This window comes from Massilia sp. NBRC 108631, from assembly GCF_059704565.1.
The window spans coordinates 1-15110 of record NZ_BAAKJE010000019.1 but is presented as its reverse complement, the minus strand read 5'-3'; the positions used below and the strand labels follow the sequence as shown (position 1 = coordinate 15110).

The following is a 15110-nucleotide window of genomic DNA, read 5'->3' as shown; positions in this document are numbered from 1 at the left end:
GCTACACCTCCAGCCACTCCTTGCGCACGGCCGCGTCGGCGCGCAAGGCGGCCGGCGTGCCCTCGAACACGATGGCGCCGTGGCCCATGACGTAGACGCGCTGCGAAATCTCCATCGCAATGGCCAGTTTCTGTTCCACCAGCAGCACCGAGATGCCGCGCTCCTTCAGCGCCAGCAGGTATTCGGCCACCAGCGCCACGATCTTCGGCGCCAGCCCCTCGGTCGGCTCGTCGATCATGATCAGGTCCGGATCGCCCATCAGCGTGCGGCACAGGGTGAGCATCTGCTGCTCGCCGCCCGACAGCACGCCGGCTGCCACCGCGCGCCGCTCCTGCAGGCGCGGGAACATGCGGTACATGTCGTCCAGGCTCCAGCGGCCCGCCGCGCCGCTCTTCTTCTGTCCCAGCACCAGGTTCTGCTCCACGGTCAGCGTCGGGAACACGTCGCGGTTCTCCGGCACGTAGCCCAGGCCCTGGTGCGCGATCTGGTAAGCCTTCAAGCCCAGGATCTCCCGCCCCTTCAGCTTGACCGAGCCGGTGGCGTTGACCTGTCCCATGGCCGCCTTCACCAGCGTCGAACGCCCGGCGCCGTTGCGTCCCAGCAGGCTGACGATCTCGCCCGGCTTCACGTGCAAGTCCACGCCGTGCAGCACGTGGCTCTTGCCATAGTAGGCGTGCAGCTGGCGGATATCGAGCATGCGGTCCTCGCCCATGCGTTCCGGGTTCATGCCTTCCACCGTCATGCCGCCTCCTCGTGGCCGCCCAGGTAGGCCGCCTGCACTGCGGCGTTGCCGCGTATGCGTTCCGGCGTGTCGCAGGCAATCACTTCGCCGTACACCAGCACCGCGATCTTGTCGGCCAGGCCGAACACCACGCTCATGTCGTGCTCCACCATCAGCAGCGTCTTGCCCACAGTAACCTTGCGGATCAGCTCCACCGCCGCGTCCGACTCGGAGCGGCTCATCCCGGCGGTCGGCTCGTCCAGCAGGATCACGCCGGCGCCGCCGGCGATGGTGATGCCGATCTCCAGCGCGCGCTGCTCGGCGTAAGTCAGCACGCCGGCCAGCACGTGGCGCTGGCGCTGCAGTCCGATCTCCTCCAGCACTTGCTCGGCCCGCTCGTGCGCATCGCGCAGCTTGCCCAGCCGGTGCCAGAACGAATACTTGTAACCCAGCGACCACAACACAGCGCAGCGCAGGTTCTCATATACCGACAGGTTGACGAACAGATTGCTGATCTGGAAGCTGCGCGACAAGCCCAGCCGGTTGATCTGGTACGGCTTCAGGCCGCTGATGCGCTGCCCGTTCAGCCGGATCTCGCCGCTGCTCAAAGGAAAGCGCCCCGAGATCAGGTTGAACAGCGTCGACTTGCCCGCGCCGTTCGGCCCGATCACCGCACAGCGCTCGCCCTGCGCTATGTTCAGATTGGCGCCCCGTATGATCTCGGACTTGCCAAAGCGCTTGCGCACGTCCAGTAATTCCAGTGCCATCATCGCGCGCTCCTCGTCTGCAATGCAATCGCCGCGCAGGATTCGCCCCACGCCTCGGCAAACACCGGCTGCGCCTTGCGCCAGGCCAGTATGCTGGCCACCAGCAAGCCGCCCGCCACCGCCCACGGCAGCACGGCCTTGGTGTCGACGGCCATGCCGAACAGCTGCTTCACGCTGCCGTTGGCCGATTCCAGCGTCAGGTGGTACAGCATCTCCACCCCCGCCACGAAGCCGATCAGCCCCGGCAGCACCGCCAGGCAAACCCAGCCCAGTGGCCGGGCGACGCGGCCGAATTGGCCGAACTTTGCCGCCCTCAGCAGCAGCATGATCAGGCTGCCCAGCCCGCCCGGCGCGTAGCGCACCAGCAGCACGAAGAACAGGCCCAGGTACAGCTGCCAGGCCGGCGTGAAGTCGGACAGCAGCACCGAGAACAGGATGCCGACGATGGCCCCCAGCAGCGGCCCGAAGAAAAAGCCGATGCCGCCGATGAAGGTGAACAGCAGGATGCTGCCGGATCGGATGGCGCTGACGTTCTCCGCGCTGACGATCTCGAAATTGATCGCCGACAGGCCGCCGGAGACGCCGGCAAAGAAGGACGACAGGATCACCACCAGGTAGCGCACCCACTGCGTGTCGTAGCCGATGAACTCCACCCGTTCCGGATTGTCGCGCACGGCGTTGATGATGCGGCCCAGCGGGGTGTGCGTGTAGGCATAGACGGCGGCGGTGCAGACAAACAGCCAGAACGCGATCAGGTAGTAGACCTGGATCTGCGGCCCGTACGTGATGCCCATTACGGCCCCGCCGATCACGCGGTTGGTGGTGACCCCGCCTTCACCGCCGAAAAAGCCCGGGAACATCAGCGAACTGGCAAACACCAGTTCCACCAGCCCCAGTGTAATCATGGCGAACGTGGTGCCGGCCTTGCGCGTGGTGACGTAGCCGAACAGCACGCCGAAGCCCACGCCCGCCACGCCGCCCACCAGCGGGATCAGGCTGGTCGGGACGGGCAGCTGGCCCGCGCCGGCCATGTTCATGGCGTGGATGGCGAAGAACGCGCCCAGGCCGGAATACACCGCGTGGCCGAAGGACAGCATGCCGCCCTGCCCCAGCAGCATGTTATAGGACAGGCCGAAAATCATCACCGTGCCCATCTGCGACAGCAAGGTCAGGCCGCCGCCCTTGCTGAACACCAGCGGCGCGGCCAGCAGCAGCAGTGCGTAGCCGCTCCACACCAGCCAGCGGCCCAGGTTGAGCGGGGTATATCGTAGTGCTTTCATTCGCGCGTCCCCATCAGGCCCTTAGGGCGGAAGATCAAAATCAGCACCAGCAGCAGGTACGGCAGGATGGCCGCGCTCTGCGCTATGGTCACGTTCAGCAGCGCGTAGGCCGGTGTATCGGGCGTGACGGCCACGCCTGTCCAGCCCAGCAGGTGGGCCAGCGAATAGTCCAGCGCCACGGCCGTGGTCTGCATGATGCCAATCAGCAGCGATGCGACGAAAGCGCCAGCCAGCGAGCCCATGCCGCCGACCACCACCACCACAAAGATGATGCTGCCCACGGTGGCCGCCATGGCCGGTTCGGTGACGAAGGCGTTGCCGCCGATCACGCCGGCCAGCCCGGCCAGCGCGCTGCCGCCGCCGAATACCCACATGAAGATGCGCGGCACGTTGTGGCCCAGCGCTTCGGCCGCTTCCGGGTGCGTCAACGCGGCCTGGATCACCAGGCCGACGCGGGTGCGGGTCAGCACCAGCCAGATGCCGCCCAGCATGGCCAGCGCGACCACCATCATGAAGGCGCGGTAGGCCGGGAAGCTGGTCGAAAACAGCGTGAACAGCGGGCCGTCCAGCTCCTTGGGGATGGCGTACTGCACTGCCGCGCGGCCCCAGATCAGCTGCACCAGCTCCACGATCAGGAAGGACAGGCCGAAGGTAAACAACAGCTCGGGGATGTGGCCGAACCTGTGCAGCGGCCGCAGGCCGTAGCGCTCCACCAGCGCCCCCAGCAAGCCGACGGCGATAGGCGCCAGCAGCAGCGCCGGCCAGAAGCCGACCACGCTGCTGATGGTGTAGGCGATGTAAGCGCCCAGCATGTAAAAACTGGCATGGGCAAAGTTCAGCACGCCCATCATGCTGAAGATCAGCGTCAGTCCGGAGGACAGCATGAACAGCAGCAGTCCATAACTGATGCCGTTAAGCATAGTAAACAGGGTAAATTCCATTGAGGCTCCACGAGAACTCGTAGGGCGGGTTGGCGCGGTGCGCGTCCCCCCTGGTGCCGGCGCGACGACGGGCGGTTACGCGCCATGCGCTAACCCGCCCTACAGCCGCGGCCGGCTGACACCGGCGGCCGGCGGTCAGCCCGGCCGTTTCATCTGGCACGAGGTCGGCTGGCCGGCCACGTAGGCATCGATCTTCTTGTCCATCTTCCAGCCGTAGCCGGTGTTCTCCTGGTCGTACTTGACGTCCTTGCCGTTGACCTTGGTCCAGGTGCCGATATACAGCGGCTGCTGCAGCTGGTGATCCTGCTTCTGCATCATCACGCCGCCGTTCAGCGACTGCGCCTTCATGCCTTCCAGCGCGAACGCCACCTTCACCGGATCGGCGGTCTTGGCGGCCTTGATGGCCTGCGACAGCATGGTGATGATGACGTGGGTCTGCGCGGCGTAGTAGTCGTCGTTGTACTTGGCCTTGAATGCCTCCACCACTTCCTTGCCGTTGAAAGTTTCGTTGTTGATCATCCAGTTGCCGATGATCTTGGTGCGCTCGGCGCCGGCCGCGCCCATGGCCGTCGGCACGCCGGTGGTGATGCCGTAGTAGGTGTAGAAGTTGGCCTTCAGGTCCGCGTCCTTGGCGGCGCGCACCAGCAGCGCCAGGTCGGCGCCCCAGTTGCCGGTGATGACCGAATCGGCGCCGGACGCCTTGATCTTGGCGATATAGGGCGAGAAGTCTTTCACCTGCCCGATCGGGTGCAAATCGTCGCCGGCGATCTTGATGTCGGGCCGCTTGCGCGCCAGGTACTCCTTGGCCGCGCGGCTGACCGCCTGGCCGAAGGCGTAGTTCTGGCCGATGATGTAGACCGACTTGATGTTCTTGTCCGGCGCCATGTAGCTGGTAAGCGCCTCCATCTTCATGTCGGAATTGGCGTCGAAACGGAAATGCCAGAAGCTGCACTTGCTGTTGGTCATGTCCGGATCGATCGCCGCGTAGTTCAGGTAGACGATTTCCTTGCCCGGATTGCGCTCGTTGTGCTTGTTCACCGCGTCCAGCAGCGCCAGGCCCACGCCGGAGCCGTTGCCTTGCGTGATGTAGCGGTAGCCCTGGTCGATGACCGCCTTAAGCTGGGTCAGCGATTCCTGCGGGCTGCCCTTGTTGTCGAAGCCGTTGACTTCGATCTTGTTTTCGCCGGCCCACTTGCCCTTGGTGGCCATGTCGGCGATCAACTGGAAGCTTTTCAGCTGGTTCTGGCCGACCGGGGCGAACGGGCCGGAGAGCGGATCGATGAACGCGATTTTCACGGTCTCGGCCAGCGCGGCCGTGGACAACAGGGTAAGGCTGACAGCAACAGCGAGCTTGCGGTAGGTCATGGTCTCCATCCTTCTTTTGTAGTTGTGGTTGTCCATCTTGCAGCGTCGATTACAACTTTATGCCGTAGGCAGTTTGTACTCCTTATATTGCTCACGCAACTTGTTTTTCTGCACTTTTCCGGTGCCGCCCAGCGGCAGCGCGTCGGCGAAGACCACGTCGTCCGGCAGCCACCACTTGGCGATCTTGCCGTCATAAAAGGCCAGCAACTCCTCGCGGCTCACCTCCATGCCCGGCTTGCGCACGATCACCAGCAGCGGGCGCTCGTCCCATTTCGGGTGCGCGATGCCGATGCAGGCCGCCTGCATCACGGCCGGGTGCGACACGGCGATGTTTTCCAGGTCGATGGTGCCGATCCACTCGCCGCCGGACTTGATCACGTCCTTGCTGCGGTCGGTGATCTGCATATAGCCGTCGGCGTCGATGGTGGCCACGTCGCCGGTCGGGAACCAGCCGTGCTGCAGCGGGTCGCCGCCCTCGTCCTTGTAGTAGGCGGCGATCACCCACGGACCTTTGACCATCAGGTGGCCGTAGCTGCTGCCGTCCCACGGCAATTCCTTGCCGTCGTCGTCGACGATCTTCATGTCCACGCCGTACACCGCGTGGCCCTGCTTGAGCAGGATCTTGCGCTGCTCGTCCTGCGGCAATTCCAGGTGCTTGCCCAGCAATACGCCAGCCGTGCCCAGCGGCGACATCTCCGTCATGCCCCAGGCATGGATCACCTCCACGCCCAGCTCGTCCATCAGGGTGTTCATCATGGCCGGCGAGCATGCCGAGCCGCCGATCACCGTGCGGCGGAAACTGCTGAATTTCAGCTTGTTCTGCAGCATGAAGTTAATCAGGCCCAGCCAGACCGTCGGCACGCCGGCCGAGAAGGTCACTTGTTCGGCCTCGAACAGCTCGTACAGCGACTTGCCGTCCAGCGCCGCGCCGGGGAACACCATCTTGGCGCCGCTCAGCGGCACCGAGTACGGCAAGCCCCAGGCATTCACGTGGAACATGGGCACCACCGGCAGCACCACGTCGCGCGAAGTGACGTTGAGCGCATTCGGCAGCGCCGAGCCGTAGGCATGCAGCACGGTCGAGCGGTGCGAATACAGTGCACCCTTCGGATTGCCGGTGGTGCCGGAGGTGTAGCACAGCGTGCAGGCGGAGTTCTCGTCGAACAGCGGCCAGGTGTAGTCGTCCGAATGGCTGGCGATCAGGTCTTCGTAGCACACCAGGTTGGGAATCCTGGTCTCGGCCGGCATGCGGTCGCGGTCGCACATCAGCACGTAGTGCTTGATCTGCCTGCAATGCGCGGCCACCGCCTCCACGGCGGGCAGGAAGGTCAGATCAAACATCAGCACCTGGTCTTCGGCGTGGTTGATGATGTAGGCGATCTGTTCCGGGTGCAGGCGCGGATTGATGGTGTGCAGCACGGCGCCGGAACCGGACACGGCGTAGTACGCCTCCAGGTGGCGATAGCCGTTCCATGCCAGCGTGGCGACCCGGTCTCCCAGCGCGATGCCCATGCCGTGCAGCGCATTGGCCAGGCGGCGCGCGCGCTGGTGGCAGTTGCGGTAGGTGTAGCGGTGGATGTCGCCCTCGACGCGGCGCGACACGATCAGGCTGTCGCCGAAATGGCGGGCAGCGAATTCCAAGATGCCGGATACAAGCAGGGGCTGATTCATCATCTGCCCCATCAGCGGGCTCTGCGGAAGCGACATTCTGTCTCCTAGGTAACTTTGTCTTTTATGTTATTTCCAAGCGCGAACCCATATTCGTACGTCCGTGCTATTTTCGTCAAACTGTTTCCATGCTGCAGTGCAGCAAACGCCACATTTCGCTGGTCCAGGGGAGCGTTACCAAGTGTAACTGGAATGGCAATGCCCGTGCCACCGCCTAGAATCCCCTCTGTGCGTTAAAATTTGGATTTCACCCACCGCCACTGGAACCGTCATCAAAAAGCTGCCTCTGGACAACTCGTTTGCGAGTCTCCCGCCCTCTTTCTACACCCGCCTGATGCCGACACCGCTGCCCGCCCCCTATATGGTGGCGGTCAGTCCGCCGGCAGCGGCCCTGATCGGCCTGGACGCCGCTGCGCTGGCCGAGCAGCAAGCCATCGACATCCTGGCCGGCAACGCGGTACCCGACACCGCCCAGCCGCTCTCGGCGGTGTATTCAGGCCACCAGTTCGGCGTGTGGGCCGGCCAGCTGGGCGACGGCCGCGCCATCCTGCTGGGCGACGTGGCCACGGCCAACGGTCCGATGGAGCTGCAACTGAAAGGCGCCGGCCTGACGCCCTATTCCCGCATGGGCGACGGGCGCGCCGTGTTGCGGTCATCGATCCGCGAATTCCTGTGCTCGGAGGCCATGGCCGCGCTTGGCATCCCCACCTCGCGCGCGCTGTCCGTCACCGGCTCGGACCAGGGCGTGATGCGGGAAACCGTGGAAACCTCGGCAGTCGTGCTGCGCATGGCGCCCACCTTCATCCGTTTCGGCTCGTTCGAACACTGGTCCAGCCGCCAGCAGCCGGCGCAGTTGAAAGTGCTGGCCGACTACGTGATCGACCGCTTTTACCCGCAGTTGCGCACCGAACAGTATCCATACGCGGCATTCCTGGCCGAAGTGACACGCCGCACGGCCGAATTGATGGCCCAATGGCAAGCGGTCGGCTTCATGCACGGCGTCATGAATACCGACAATATGTCCATCCTGGGCGAAACCCTGGATTACGGCCCGTTCGGCTTCATGGAAGCCTTCGACAGCGGCCACATCTGCAACCACAGCGACCAGCAGGGCCGCTACGCCTACGGCATGCAGCCGCAAATCGGCCACTGGAACTGCTATGCGCTGGGCCAGGCGCTGCTGCCGCTGATTAACGATGTCCCCGCCGCCCAGGCTGCGCTGGACGTCTACCAGCCCGCTTTTGCCGCCAGGATGGACGCCCTGCTGCGCGCCAAGCTGGGCCTGGCGACCGAACAGGACGGCGACCGCGAGCTGATGGACGCCATGTTCGCGCTGCTGCAGGAAAATCACGCCGACTTCACCCTGTTCTTCCGCACCTTGAGCAATCTCAAGACCGATACCGATGAGCAGGACCATGATCTTCGGGATGCGTTCATCAACCGCGAGAGCTTCGACGCCTGGGCCAAGCGCTATCGCGCCCGCCTGCGCGCCGAGCACAGCGACGACGCCGCCCGCAAAGTTGCAATGGACGCAGTGAACCCCAAATACGTGCTGCGCAATTACCTGGCGCAAGTCGCAATTGAGAAAGCGCAAAATAAAGACTTTACGGAAGTCGAACGTTTATTGTCAGTTTTGCTGCGCCCATTCAACGAACAGCCAGAAAATGAACGATACGCGGCTTTGCCGCCGGACTGGGCCAGCCATTTGGAAGTTAGCTGTTCTTCTTAAGAAAGTTTTAAACAATGAACGATAAAGTCGTCAAAACCGATGCCGAATGGCGTGCCCAGCTGGACGCAATGGAATACCAGGTGACCCGCCACGCGGCCACCGAGCGCGCCTTCACCGGCAAGTTCTGGGACCACCACGAGCACGGCATTTACACTTGTGTCTGCTGCAACACGCCATTGTTTGCATCCGATACCAAGTTCGACTCCGGCTGCGGCTGGCCTAGCTATTTCGAGCCGCTGAATCCGGCCAACGTAACCGAGGTGGTGGACCGCTCCCATGGTATGCTGCGTACAGAGATCATTTGTGCCGTCTGCGACGCCCACCTGGGCCACGTCTTCCCCGACGGCCCGCCACCTACCGGATTGCGCTACTGCATTAATTCCGCTTCGTTGCGCTTCGACCCGCAAGATTGACCACCAACGTAATTAACCAGCGTCAATAACAACCATAACAACGGCCTCACCATGAAAATCCTGTTCGACTTCCTTCCGCTGCTGGTCTTCTTCGGCTGCTACAAACTGGGCGGCATGCATCCGGAAGCGGCGCAAGCCTTCGTCAACAACTACATGAGCAGCCTGCTGTACGACGGCACGGCGACGGCAGACCAGGCGCCGATGGTGATCGCCACCATGGCCGGCATCCTGGCCAACGCGGCCCAGATCGTTTACCTGAAGCTGCGCGGGCGCAAGGTCGATTTCATGCTGTGGCTGTCGCTGTTCCTGTTTGTCGTGTTCGGCGGCCTGACCATTTATTTCCACGACGAGATCTTCATCAAGTGGAAGCCAACCATGATCTACTGGTGCTTCGCGATCGGCCTGCTGGTGGCGCGCTACTCGTTCAAGAACAACCTGATCCGCAAAGCCATGGGCGCGCAACTCACCTTGCCGGACGAGGTGTGGGAAAAGCTCAACCTGTCATGGACGCTGTTCTTCGCCGCATTGGGCGCCATCAACCTGTTCGTGGCCTTCGTGCTGTTCAAGTCCGACTTCTCTTCCTGGGTCAGCTTCAAGGCTTTCGGCACCACCGGTTTGACATTCGCCTTCATTATCGTCCAGACTATTTACCTCGCTAAATATATGAAGGACGAAGAAGCATGACCGATCCGCGCATCGCCAAGATTGAACAGCGCCTGCGCGCCGCGCTCCAGCCCGCTGAACTGGTGCTGGAAGACGAATCCGCACTGCATGCCGGCCATGCCGGCGCAGCCTCGGGCGGCGGCCATTACCAGCTGCGTATCGTTTCCGATAAATTCGAAGGCCTTAAACTCGTCACAAGACATCGACTCGTGTATGATTCCGTGCACGATATGATGCGTGGGGAGATACACGCATTGGCCATTACCGCACTGGCACCGTCTGAAGTATGATATGCGCGGAGATTTGGAAACAATGAGAGACAACGCGATCACACAAAATCCGGCTCTCCGCAATTAAGAACTTTACCCCTTAGGATTTGAAATAATGAATTTGAAGCCAGCCCGTCTGCTGATCGCACTTATCGCTGTTGTTGCGGCACCCGCTATTGCCCAGAACCTGGCCGTCGTCAACGGCAAGGCTATCCCGTCGTCGCGCGTGGATGCGGTCGTCAAGCAAGTTGTTGCCCAAGGTCAGCAACCGGATTCCCCACAGCTGCGTGAAGCAATCAAGAAAGAAATGATTGGCCGCGAAGTGCTGATGCAGGAAGCGGAAAAGCAGGGTTACTCCAAGAACGCCGACGTCAAGGCCCAGCTGGAGAACGCACGCCAGGCCATCTTCATCAACGCCCTGGTTGGCGAATACGTGAAGAAGAACCCGGTCAAGGACGCCGACATCAAGGCTGAGTACGACAAATTCGTTGCGCAAACCGGCAACAAGGAATACCACGTTCGCCACATCCTGACCGAAACCGAAGCCGAAGCCAACGCCGTCATCGCCAAGCTGAAGGGCGGCGCCAAGTTCGAAGAACTGGCCAAGACCTCGAAAGACACCGGCTCCGCGGCCAATGGCGGCGACCTGGACTGGGCGACCCCATCGTCCTTCCCGAAAGTATTCTCGGACGCCTTCGTGGCCCTGCAAAAAGGCCAGGTTACCGAGAAAGCCGTACAGACCCCGAACGGCTTCCACGTGATCAAAGTCGATGACGTGCGCGAAGCCAAGCTGCCTACCCTGGAAGAAGTGAAGCCGCAAATTTCGGACGCGCTGACCCAGAAGAAGCTGCAGGCTTACCAGGAAGAACTGGTCAAGAAAGCCAAAGTTCAGTAATTAGTCGGCAGTAAGGAACGGCGCCCTTGTGGCGCCGCTATCATTTGGGCTATGCGCACTGCGCTCCCGTGTTTTTTATAGGATGTGATAATGATTTTGAAGCCAGCCCGCCTGTTGTTAGCCCTGATTGCTGTCGTTGCAGCCCCGGCATTCGCACAAAACGTTGCTACCGTTAATGGCAAGGCCATTCCTGCATCGAAAGTTGAGACCATCGTCAAGCAAGTCGTCGCCCAGGGCAAACAGGCCGATTCCCCGCAACTGCGCGAAGCCATCAAGAAAGACCTGATCGGCCGCGAAGTACTGATCCAGGAAGCCGACAAGCAAGGCGTCGGCACCCGCGCCGAAGTCAAAGCCGCGCTGGAAAACACCCGCCAGAGCATCATCATCAACGCCATGCTGGCCGACTACGTGAAGAAGAACCCGGTCTCCGATGCCGACATCAAGGCAGAGTACGACAAGTACAAGGCACAGGTAGGCGACAAGGAATACCACGCCCGCCATATCCTGGTTGAAACCGAGCAGCAAGCCAAGGACATCATCGCCAAGCTGAAAGCCGGCGGCAAGTTCGAAGAGCTGGCCAAGCAGTCGAAAGACGGTTCCGCCAACAACGGCGGCGACCTGGACTGGGCAGCCCCATCGTCCTACGTCAAGCCCTTCTCCGACGCCATGGTGGCCCTGAAGGACGGCCAGATCACTGAAACCCCGGTGAAATCGCAGTTCGGCTATCACGTGATCAAGCTGGAAGGCTCGCGCGCCGCCAAGCTGCCGTCGCTGGACGAAGTCAAAGGCCAGGTGGCAGAAGCGCTGACCCAGAAGAAAGTTGCCGCTTTCCGCGAAGAGCTGATCAAAAAAGCAAAGATCCAGTAATCTTTGCCTGAAGTTGTATCGGAAATGGCACTTGCACCAAAGTGCCATTTTTCATTTGGGGCGCACAAGGCTACTATTGATGCACGACAACAATAGCAGGAGTGCTTCCGTGAATCTGAAATCCAAAATGACGCTGTGCATAGGCATGGTCTGCCTGTTCTTCGTCTGCGCACTCGGCGTCGCCCTGCAGGGCATGCAGGCCGCCAAGAACCAGTTCCAGAGCTTCCTGGAGCAGGACCAGGCCCTGCTGATGACCGCCACCAATATGTACGCGCAAGGCCTCCAGATGGGCCAGGCGCTGCGCAACGTGGTGCTGGACCCCGCCAACAAGACCGGCCACAAGAACCTGGAAGACGCGGGCGCCGCCTTCAAGGAACACAGCACCACCGCACTCGAGCTGGCGCGCGACAATTCCGCCAACCTGGCCATGTTCCAGAAAGTCTCCGAGTTGCGCAACAAGCAAGCCACCCTGCAAGCCAAGGTCGCCACGCTGGCCAAGGAAGACCAGGCCGCCGCCATCGTCACCCTGAACAAGGAAGAGACGCCGGTATGGCGCGAAATGCGCACTCCGCTGCTCGAATTCATCAAACAGAAGAACGCCGAAGTCAAAGAGACCAAGGCAGCCGTGGTCAGCTCCACCCACCGCATGCTGTTGATCAGCGTCTCGCTCGGCGTTGCCGCCGTGCTGATCGGCGCCGGCATTGCCATCTGGCTGTCCCGCAACGTCATGCACCAACTGGGCGGCGAACCGGACTATGCGGCCAAAACCGCGCACCGCATTGCCAGCGGCGATTTCTCCGTGCGAATTGAAACCGCGCAAGGCGACAACAGCAGCCTGCTGTATGAGATTAAACGGATCCAGGACCACCTGGCTGCCATGGTGCAGCAAATCCGGGCCGGTACCGATACGATTGCCCTCGCCTCCCAGGAAATCGCTTCCGGCAATCTGGATTTGTCCAACCGCACCGAAGAACAAGCCGGTTCATTGGGCCGTACTGCTTCCTCGATGAATCAAATTACCGCGACCGTCAAACAGAATGCCGATAACGCACGCCAGGCAAATGGACTTGCCGCATCCGCTTCCGAGGTTGCACTGAAAGGCGGCGATGTGGTGGAGGAAGTAGTTAAAACCATGAGCTCGATTAACGACTCGTCCCGCAAGATCGTCGATATTATCGGCGTAATCGACGGTATCGCATTCCAGACAAATATCCTGGCATTGAATGCAGCAGTGGAAGCGGCAAGGGCTGGTGAGCAAGGGCGAGGTTTCGCGGTGGTCGCATCCGAAGTCCGGAATCTCGCACAGCGTTCCGCAGCCGCAGCGCGCGAAATTAAAGGCCTGATTGACGATTCAGTTCAGAAAGTGGACGCCGGCAGCCGGCTGGTGGACCAGGCCGGCACGACGATGCAGGAAATCGTCAATAGCGTCAAACGGGTGACGGATATTATGGCCGAGATCAGCCACGCCAGCCAGGAACAAACAGCGGGCATTGAACAAGTTAATATCGCCATTAGCCAGATGGACCAGGTCACCCAGCAGAATGCCGCGCTGGTGGAAGAAGCCGCTGCAGCGGCGGCGTCGATGCAGGACGAGTCATCCAATCTCGCCCAGGTGGTAAGCCGCTTCAAGCTATAAGCCCGCTGCGCGGCAACGGCGCTCTGCGGAGCGCCTTTTTTTCGCCTATCCGATACCAGATTCCGGCATGATCAAGCCAGCTTCTGGCATACTTTAGCCCATGAGCACCGAATTTCTCCAGCAAGTGCAGGCCGCGCTGCAATCTATCGCCGATCCGGACCGAGCAAAAGGAATGCGCGCCTATATGCGCGATCAATTCGAGTACCTGGGCGTCCCAGCGCCGGCGCGCCGCACCGCTTTGAAAATGCAGTTGCGCCAATTAACAGGCAGCGGGCCCGCCCATCTGATTGCGCTCGCAAATAAATTATGGGACCTTCCCGAACGCGAGTACCAATATGCCGCGCTGGACCTGCTGGACATGCACCGCAAAGAACTCGGCATAACAGATATTCCCGCCCTGCTCTCCCTCGTCGTTAAAAGATCATGGTGGGATACTGTGGATGCATTAGCCGGCATCATAGGCAAAGTATTACGCGGCCAACACGAATATATGGACGATGCACTGGCCCATGAGAATTTCTGGATGCGCCGCATCGCCCTGCTGCACCAGCTTGGCTGGCGCGGCAATACCGACAGCGGCAAGCTCTATGCATATTGCCTCGCACTAGCGCATAAAAAGGAATTCTTTATCCAGAAAGCGATTGGCTGGGCACTGAGGGATTATGCACGTCACGCCCCCGATGAAGTTCGCGCCTTCACCCGGAAGCACAAGGACTCGCTGCCCGCACTCAGCTACCGCGAAGCCAATAAGCATATCTGACAGGGATATATTCCGCAGCGCATGGCAACCATTACGTCCGGCGCATTAGCAAGGCAAAGGCGGCCTGCTATTCTGTCCCGATGGACAGACTCTCTACATCAGGCCAGGCCGCATTAACGCCGCCCGGCATCACCAGCCCCGCCGAATGGCAAACGCGGATTGATCTCGCGGCCTGCTACCGGCTATGCGCCCGATTCGGATGGGACGACGGCATATACACCCACATATCAGCCGCCGTTGCCGGCGAGCCGGGGCACTATTTAATCAACCCCTTCGGATTCCGTTTCGACGAAATCCGCGCCTCCAATCTGGTCAAGGTGGACCGCAGCGGCAATATCGTCTGCCGCTCCCAGCACACGGTCAACAAAGCCGGCTTCACCCTGCACGGCGCGGTGCATGCAGCCCGTCCGGACGCAGCCTGCGTCATGCATCTGCATAACCCCAGCGCCATCGCGGTCGGCATGCAAGGTCCCGGTTTGCAGCCGCTGTCGCCCTACGCCCTGCGCTTCTACGGCGAACTCGCCTACCACGACTACGAAGGCCTGGACATGACGCCAGCCGAACAAGCGCGCCTGACGGCCAATCTGGCCCGGCACCCCGCCATGCTGCTGCGCAACCACGGCAGCATGACGATCGGCCGCACCATAGCCGAAGCCTTCGTGCTGATGCAAACGCTGGACCAGGCCTGCCGTGTCCAGCTGCTCGCCCAGTCCGCCTGCATGCCGCTCCGCCAACCCAGCGAAGCCGTGTGCCTCAAGGCGCAGCGCGAGCTGGTTGGCGACGGCAGTCCAGAAGGCCAGCTCGAATGGCCGGCCCTGCTGCGCCAGCTCGACGCCACCACCCCCACCTACCGCACCTGAGGAGCCGCCATGCCCACCATCAACGTCCAGCTCTTCGAAGGCCGCAGCCCCGAGCAAAAGCGCGCCTTCGTCAAAGCCATCACCGAAGCCACCTGCGCCACGCTGGGATCGACACCCGACTCCGTGGACGTCCTCATCCATGAAGTCAAGAAAGAGCACTGGGCCACTGCCGGCCGCCTCTGGTCCGACGAATAAAGTTTCCGAAAACACAAATGGGGTCAGGGTTAATTATTTTTGAAATGTTTCAAAAATAATTAACCCTGACCCCATTTTGCT

At 61.4% G+C, this 15110-nt stretch carries 16 protein-coding genes; 10 read left to right on the top strand and 6 right to left on the bottom strand.

Annotated elements, in window-relative coordinates:
• Nucleotide 1: 1 nt before the first annotated feature.
• The 6 genes from AC6H42_RS01710 to AC6H42_RS01685 all read right to left on the bottom strand — a co-directional run bounded on the left by AC6H42_RS01710 (nucleotide 2) and on the right by AC6H42_RS01685 (nucleotide 6781).
• On the bottom strand, nucleotides 2–697 hold the full coding sequence (locus tag AC6H42_RS01710; protein WP_497547302.1) for an ABC transporter ATP-binding protein: 696 nt from the start codon (nucleotides 695–697) through the stop codon (nucleotides 2–4).
• A 41-nt stretch (nucleotides 698–738) separates the two neighbouring features.
• Nucleotides 739–1491, bottom strand: coding sequence for an ABC transporter ATP-binding protein (locus AC6H42_RS01705; protein WP_057156629.1), 753 nt, complete (start codon nucleotides 1489–1491; stop codon nucleotides 739–741).
• Nucleotides 1488–2768: a branched-chain amino acid ABC transporter permease gene (locus AC6H42_RS01700; protein ID WP_497547266.1), complete on the bottom strand. Its 1281-nt coding sequence runs from the start codon at nucleotides 2766–2768 to the stop codon at nucleotides 1488–1490. The genes AC6H42_RS01705 and AC6H42_RS01700 overlap by 4 nt, the downstream gene beginning before the upstream one ends.
• Complete coding sequence (locus tag AC6H42_RS01695) at nucleotides 2765–3709, bottom strand: branched-chain amino acid ABC transporter permease (protein WP_057156631.1); 945 nt, start codon at nucleotides 3707–3709, stop codon at nucleotides 2765–2767. The genes AC6H42_RS01700 and AC6H42_RS01695 overlap by 4 nt, the downstream gene beginning before the upstream one ends.
• 135 nt (nucleotides 3710–3844) lie before the next feature.
• Nucleotides 3845–5074, bottom strand: a complete 1230-nt coding sequence (locus AC6H42_RS01690) for a branched-chain amino acid ABC transporter substrate-binding protein (protein WP_057156784.1) — start codon at nucleotides 5072–5074, stop codon at nucleotides 3845–3847.
• Nucleotides 5075–5131: 57 nt separating this feature from the next.
• Complete coding sequence (locus tag AC6H42_RS01685) at nucleotides 5132–6781, bottom strand: 3-(methylthio)propionyl-CoA ligase (RefSeq protein WP_497547265.1); 1650 nt, start codon at nucleotides 6779–6781, stop codon at nucleotides 5132–5134.
• Nucleotides 6782–6980: 199 nt separating this feature from the next.
• Here AC6H42_RS01685 and AC6H42_RS01680 point away from each other — a divergent pair, with 199 nt between their 5' ends.
• The 10 genes from AC6H42_RS01680 (at nucleotide 6981) to AC6H42_RS01635 (ending at nucleotide 15029) form a co-directional block, all read left to right on the top strand.
• Entirely contained in the window at nucleotides 6981–8471 is a 1491-nt protein-coding gene (locus AC6H42_RS01680) for a protein adenylyltransferase SelO (RefSeq protein ID WP_497547301.1), read from the top strand.
• Between the two features lie 14 nt (nucleotides 8472–8485).
• On the top strand, nucleotides 8486–8884 hold the full coding sequence (gene msrB, locus AC6H42_RS01675) for a peptide-methionine (R)-S-oxide reductase MsrB (RefSeq protein ID WP_057156634.1): 399 nt from the start codon (nucleotides 8486–8488) through the stop codon (nucleotides 8882–8884).
• A gap of 51 nt (nucleotides 8885–8935) precedes the next feature.
• Nucleotides 8936–9568 carry a septation protein A gene (locus AC6H42_RS01670; RefSeq protein ID WP_057156635.1) on the top strand — a complete coding sequence of 211 codons (633 nt, stop codon included), beginning with the start codon at nucleotides 8936–8938 and terminating at the stop codon, nucleotides 9566–9568.
• Nucleotides 9565–9837 (top strand): BolA family protein, encoded by a 273-nt coding sequence (locus AC6H42_RS01665; protein ID WP_057156636.1) that lies wholly within the window; start codon nucleotides 9565–9567, stop codon nucleotides 9835–9837. The genes AC6H42_RS01670 and AC6H42_RS01665 overlap by 4 nt, the downstream gene beginning before the upstream one ends.
• A 94-nt stretch (nucleotides 9838–9931) precedes the next feature.
• The gene (locus AC6H42_RS01660) at nucleotides 9932–10711 is read left to right on the top strand and encodes a peptidylprolyl isomerase (protein ID WP_057156637.1); all 780 of its coding nucleotides are present in this window, start codon (nucleotides 9932–9934) and stop codon (nucleotides 10709–10711) included.
• A gap of 90 nt (nucleotides 10712–10801) precedes the next feature.
• Nucleotides 10802–11578 (top strand): peptidylprolyl isomerase, encoded by a 777-nt coding sequence (locus AC6H42_RS01655; RefSeq protein WP_057156638.1) that lies wholly within the window; start codon nucleotides 10802–10804, stop codon nucleotides 11576–11578.
• A 79-nt stretch (nucleotides 11579–11657) separates the two neighbouring features.
• Nucleotides 11658–13214, top strand: coding sequence for a methyl-accepting chemotaxis protein (locus AC6H42_RS01650; RefSeq protein WP_497547300.1), 1557 nt, complete (start codon nucleotides 11658–11660; stop codon nucleotides 13212–13214).
• A 100-nt stretch (nucleotides 13215–13314) separates the two neighbouring features.
• Entirely contained in the window at nucleotides 13315–13974 is a 660-nt protein-coding gene (locus AC6H42_RS01645) for a DNA alkylation repair protein (RefSeq protein ID WP_497547264.1), read from the top strand.
• 80 nt (nucleotides 13975–14054) lie between these two features.
• On the top strand, nucleotides 14055–14834 hold the full coding sequence (locus tag AC6H42_RS01640; RefSeq protein WP_497547263.1) for a class II aldolase/adducin family protein: 780 nt from the start codon (nucleotides 14055–14057) through the stop codon (nucleotides 14832–14834).
• Between the two features lie 9 nt (nucleotides 14835–14843).
• The gene (locus AC6H42_RS01635) at nucleotides 14844–15029 is read left to right on the top strand and encodes a 4-oxalocrotonate tautomerase (protein ID WP_057156642.1); all 186 of its coding nucleotides are present in this window, start codon (nucleotides 14844–14846) and stop codon (nucleotides 15027–15029) included.
• The last annotated feature ends 81 nt before the right edge of the window (nucleotides 15030–15110 follow it).

What these genes read in the sequence shown, in the direction of transcription:
- AC6H42_RS01690 (WP_057156784.1), bottom strand. Translation starts at nt 5,074, where the DNA reads ATGACCTACCGCAAGCTCGCTGTTGCTGTCAGCCTTACCCTGTTGTCC.
- AC6H42_RS01650 (WP_497547300.1), top strand. Translation starts at nt 11,658, where the DNA reads ATGCACGACAACAATAGCAGGAGTGCTTCCGTGAATCTGAAATCCAAA.
- AC6H42_RS01695 (WP_057156631.1), bottom strand. Translation starts at nt 3,709, where the DNA reads ATGGAATTTACCCTGTTTACTATGCTTAACGGCATCAGTTATGGACTG.
- AC6H42_RS01705 (WP_057156629.1), bottom strand. Translation starts at nt 1,491, where the DNA reads ATGATGGCACTGGAATTACTGGACGTGCGCAAGCGCTTTGGCAAGTCC.
- AC6H42_RS01685 (WP_497547265.1), bottom strand. Translation starts at nt 6,781, where the DNA reads ATGTCGCTTCCGCAGAGCCCGCTGATGGGGCAGATGATGAATCAGCCC.
- AC6H42_RS01710 (WP_497547302.1), bottom strand. Translation starts at nt 697, where the DNA reads ATGCTCGATATCCGCCAGCTGCACGCCTACTATGGCAAGAGCCACGTG.
- AC6H42_RS01665 (WP_057156636.1), top strand. Translation starts at nt 9,565, where the DNA reads ATGACCGATCCGCGCATCGCCAAGATTGAACAGCGCCTGCGCGCCGCG.
- AC6H42_RS01635 (WP_057156642.1), top strand. Translation starts at nt 14,844, where the DNA reads ATGCCCACCATCAACGTCCAGCTCTTCGAAGGCCGCAGCCCCGAGCAA.
- AC6H42_RS01655 (WP_057156638.1), top strand. Translation starts at nt 10,802, where the DNA reads ATGATTTTGAAGCCAGCCCGCCTGTTGTTAGCCCTGATTGCTGTCGTT.
- AC6H42_RS01660 (WP_057156637.1), top strand. Translation starts at nt 9,932, where the DNA reads ATGAATTTGAAGCCAGCCCGTCTGCTGATCGCACTTATCGCTGTTGTT.
- msrB (WP_057156634.1), top strand. Translation starts at nt 8,486, where the DNA reads ATGAACGATAAAGTCGTCAAAACCGATGCCGAATGGCGTGCCCAGCTG.
- AC6H42_RS01640 (WP_497547263.1), top strand. Translation starts at nt 14,055, where the DNA reads ATGGACAGACTCTCTACATCAGGCCAGGCCGCATTAACGCCGCCCGGC.
- AC6H42_RS01670 (WP_057156635.1), top strand. Translation starts at nt 8,936, where the DNA reads ATGAAAATCCTGTTCGACTTCCTTCCGCTGCTGGTCTTCTTCGGCTGC.
- AC6H42_RS01645 (WP_497547264.1), top strand. Translation starts at nt 13,315, where the DNA reads ATGAGCACCGAATTTCTCCAGCAAGTGCAGGCCGCGCTGCAATCTATC.
- AC6H42_RS01700 (WP_497547266.1), bottom strand. Translation starts at nt 2,768, where the DNA reads ATGAAAGCACTACGATATACCCCGCTCAACCTGGGCCGCTGGCTGGTG.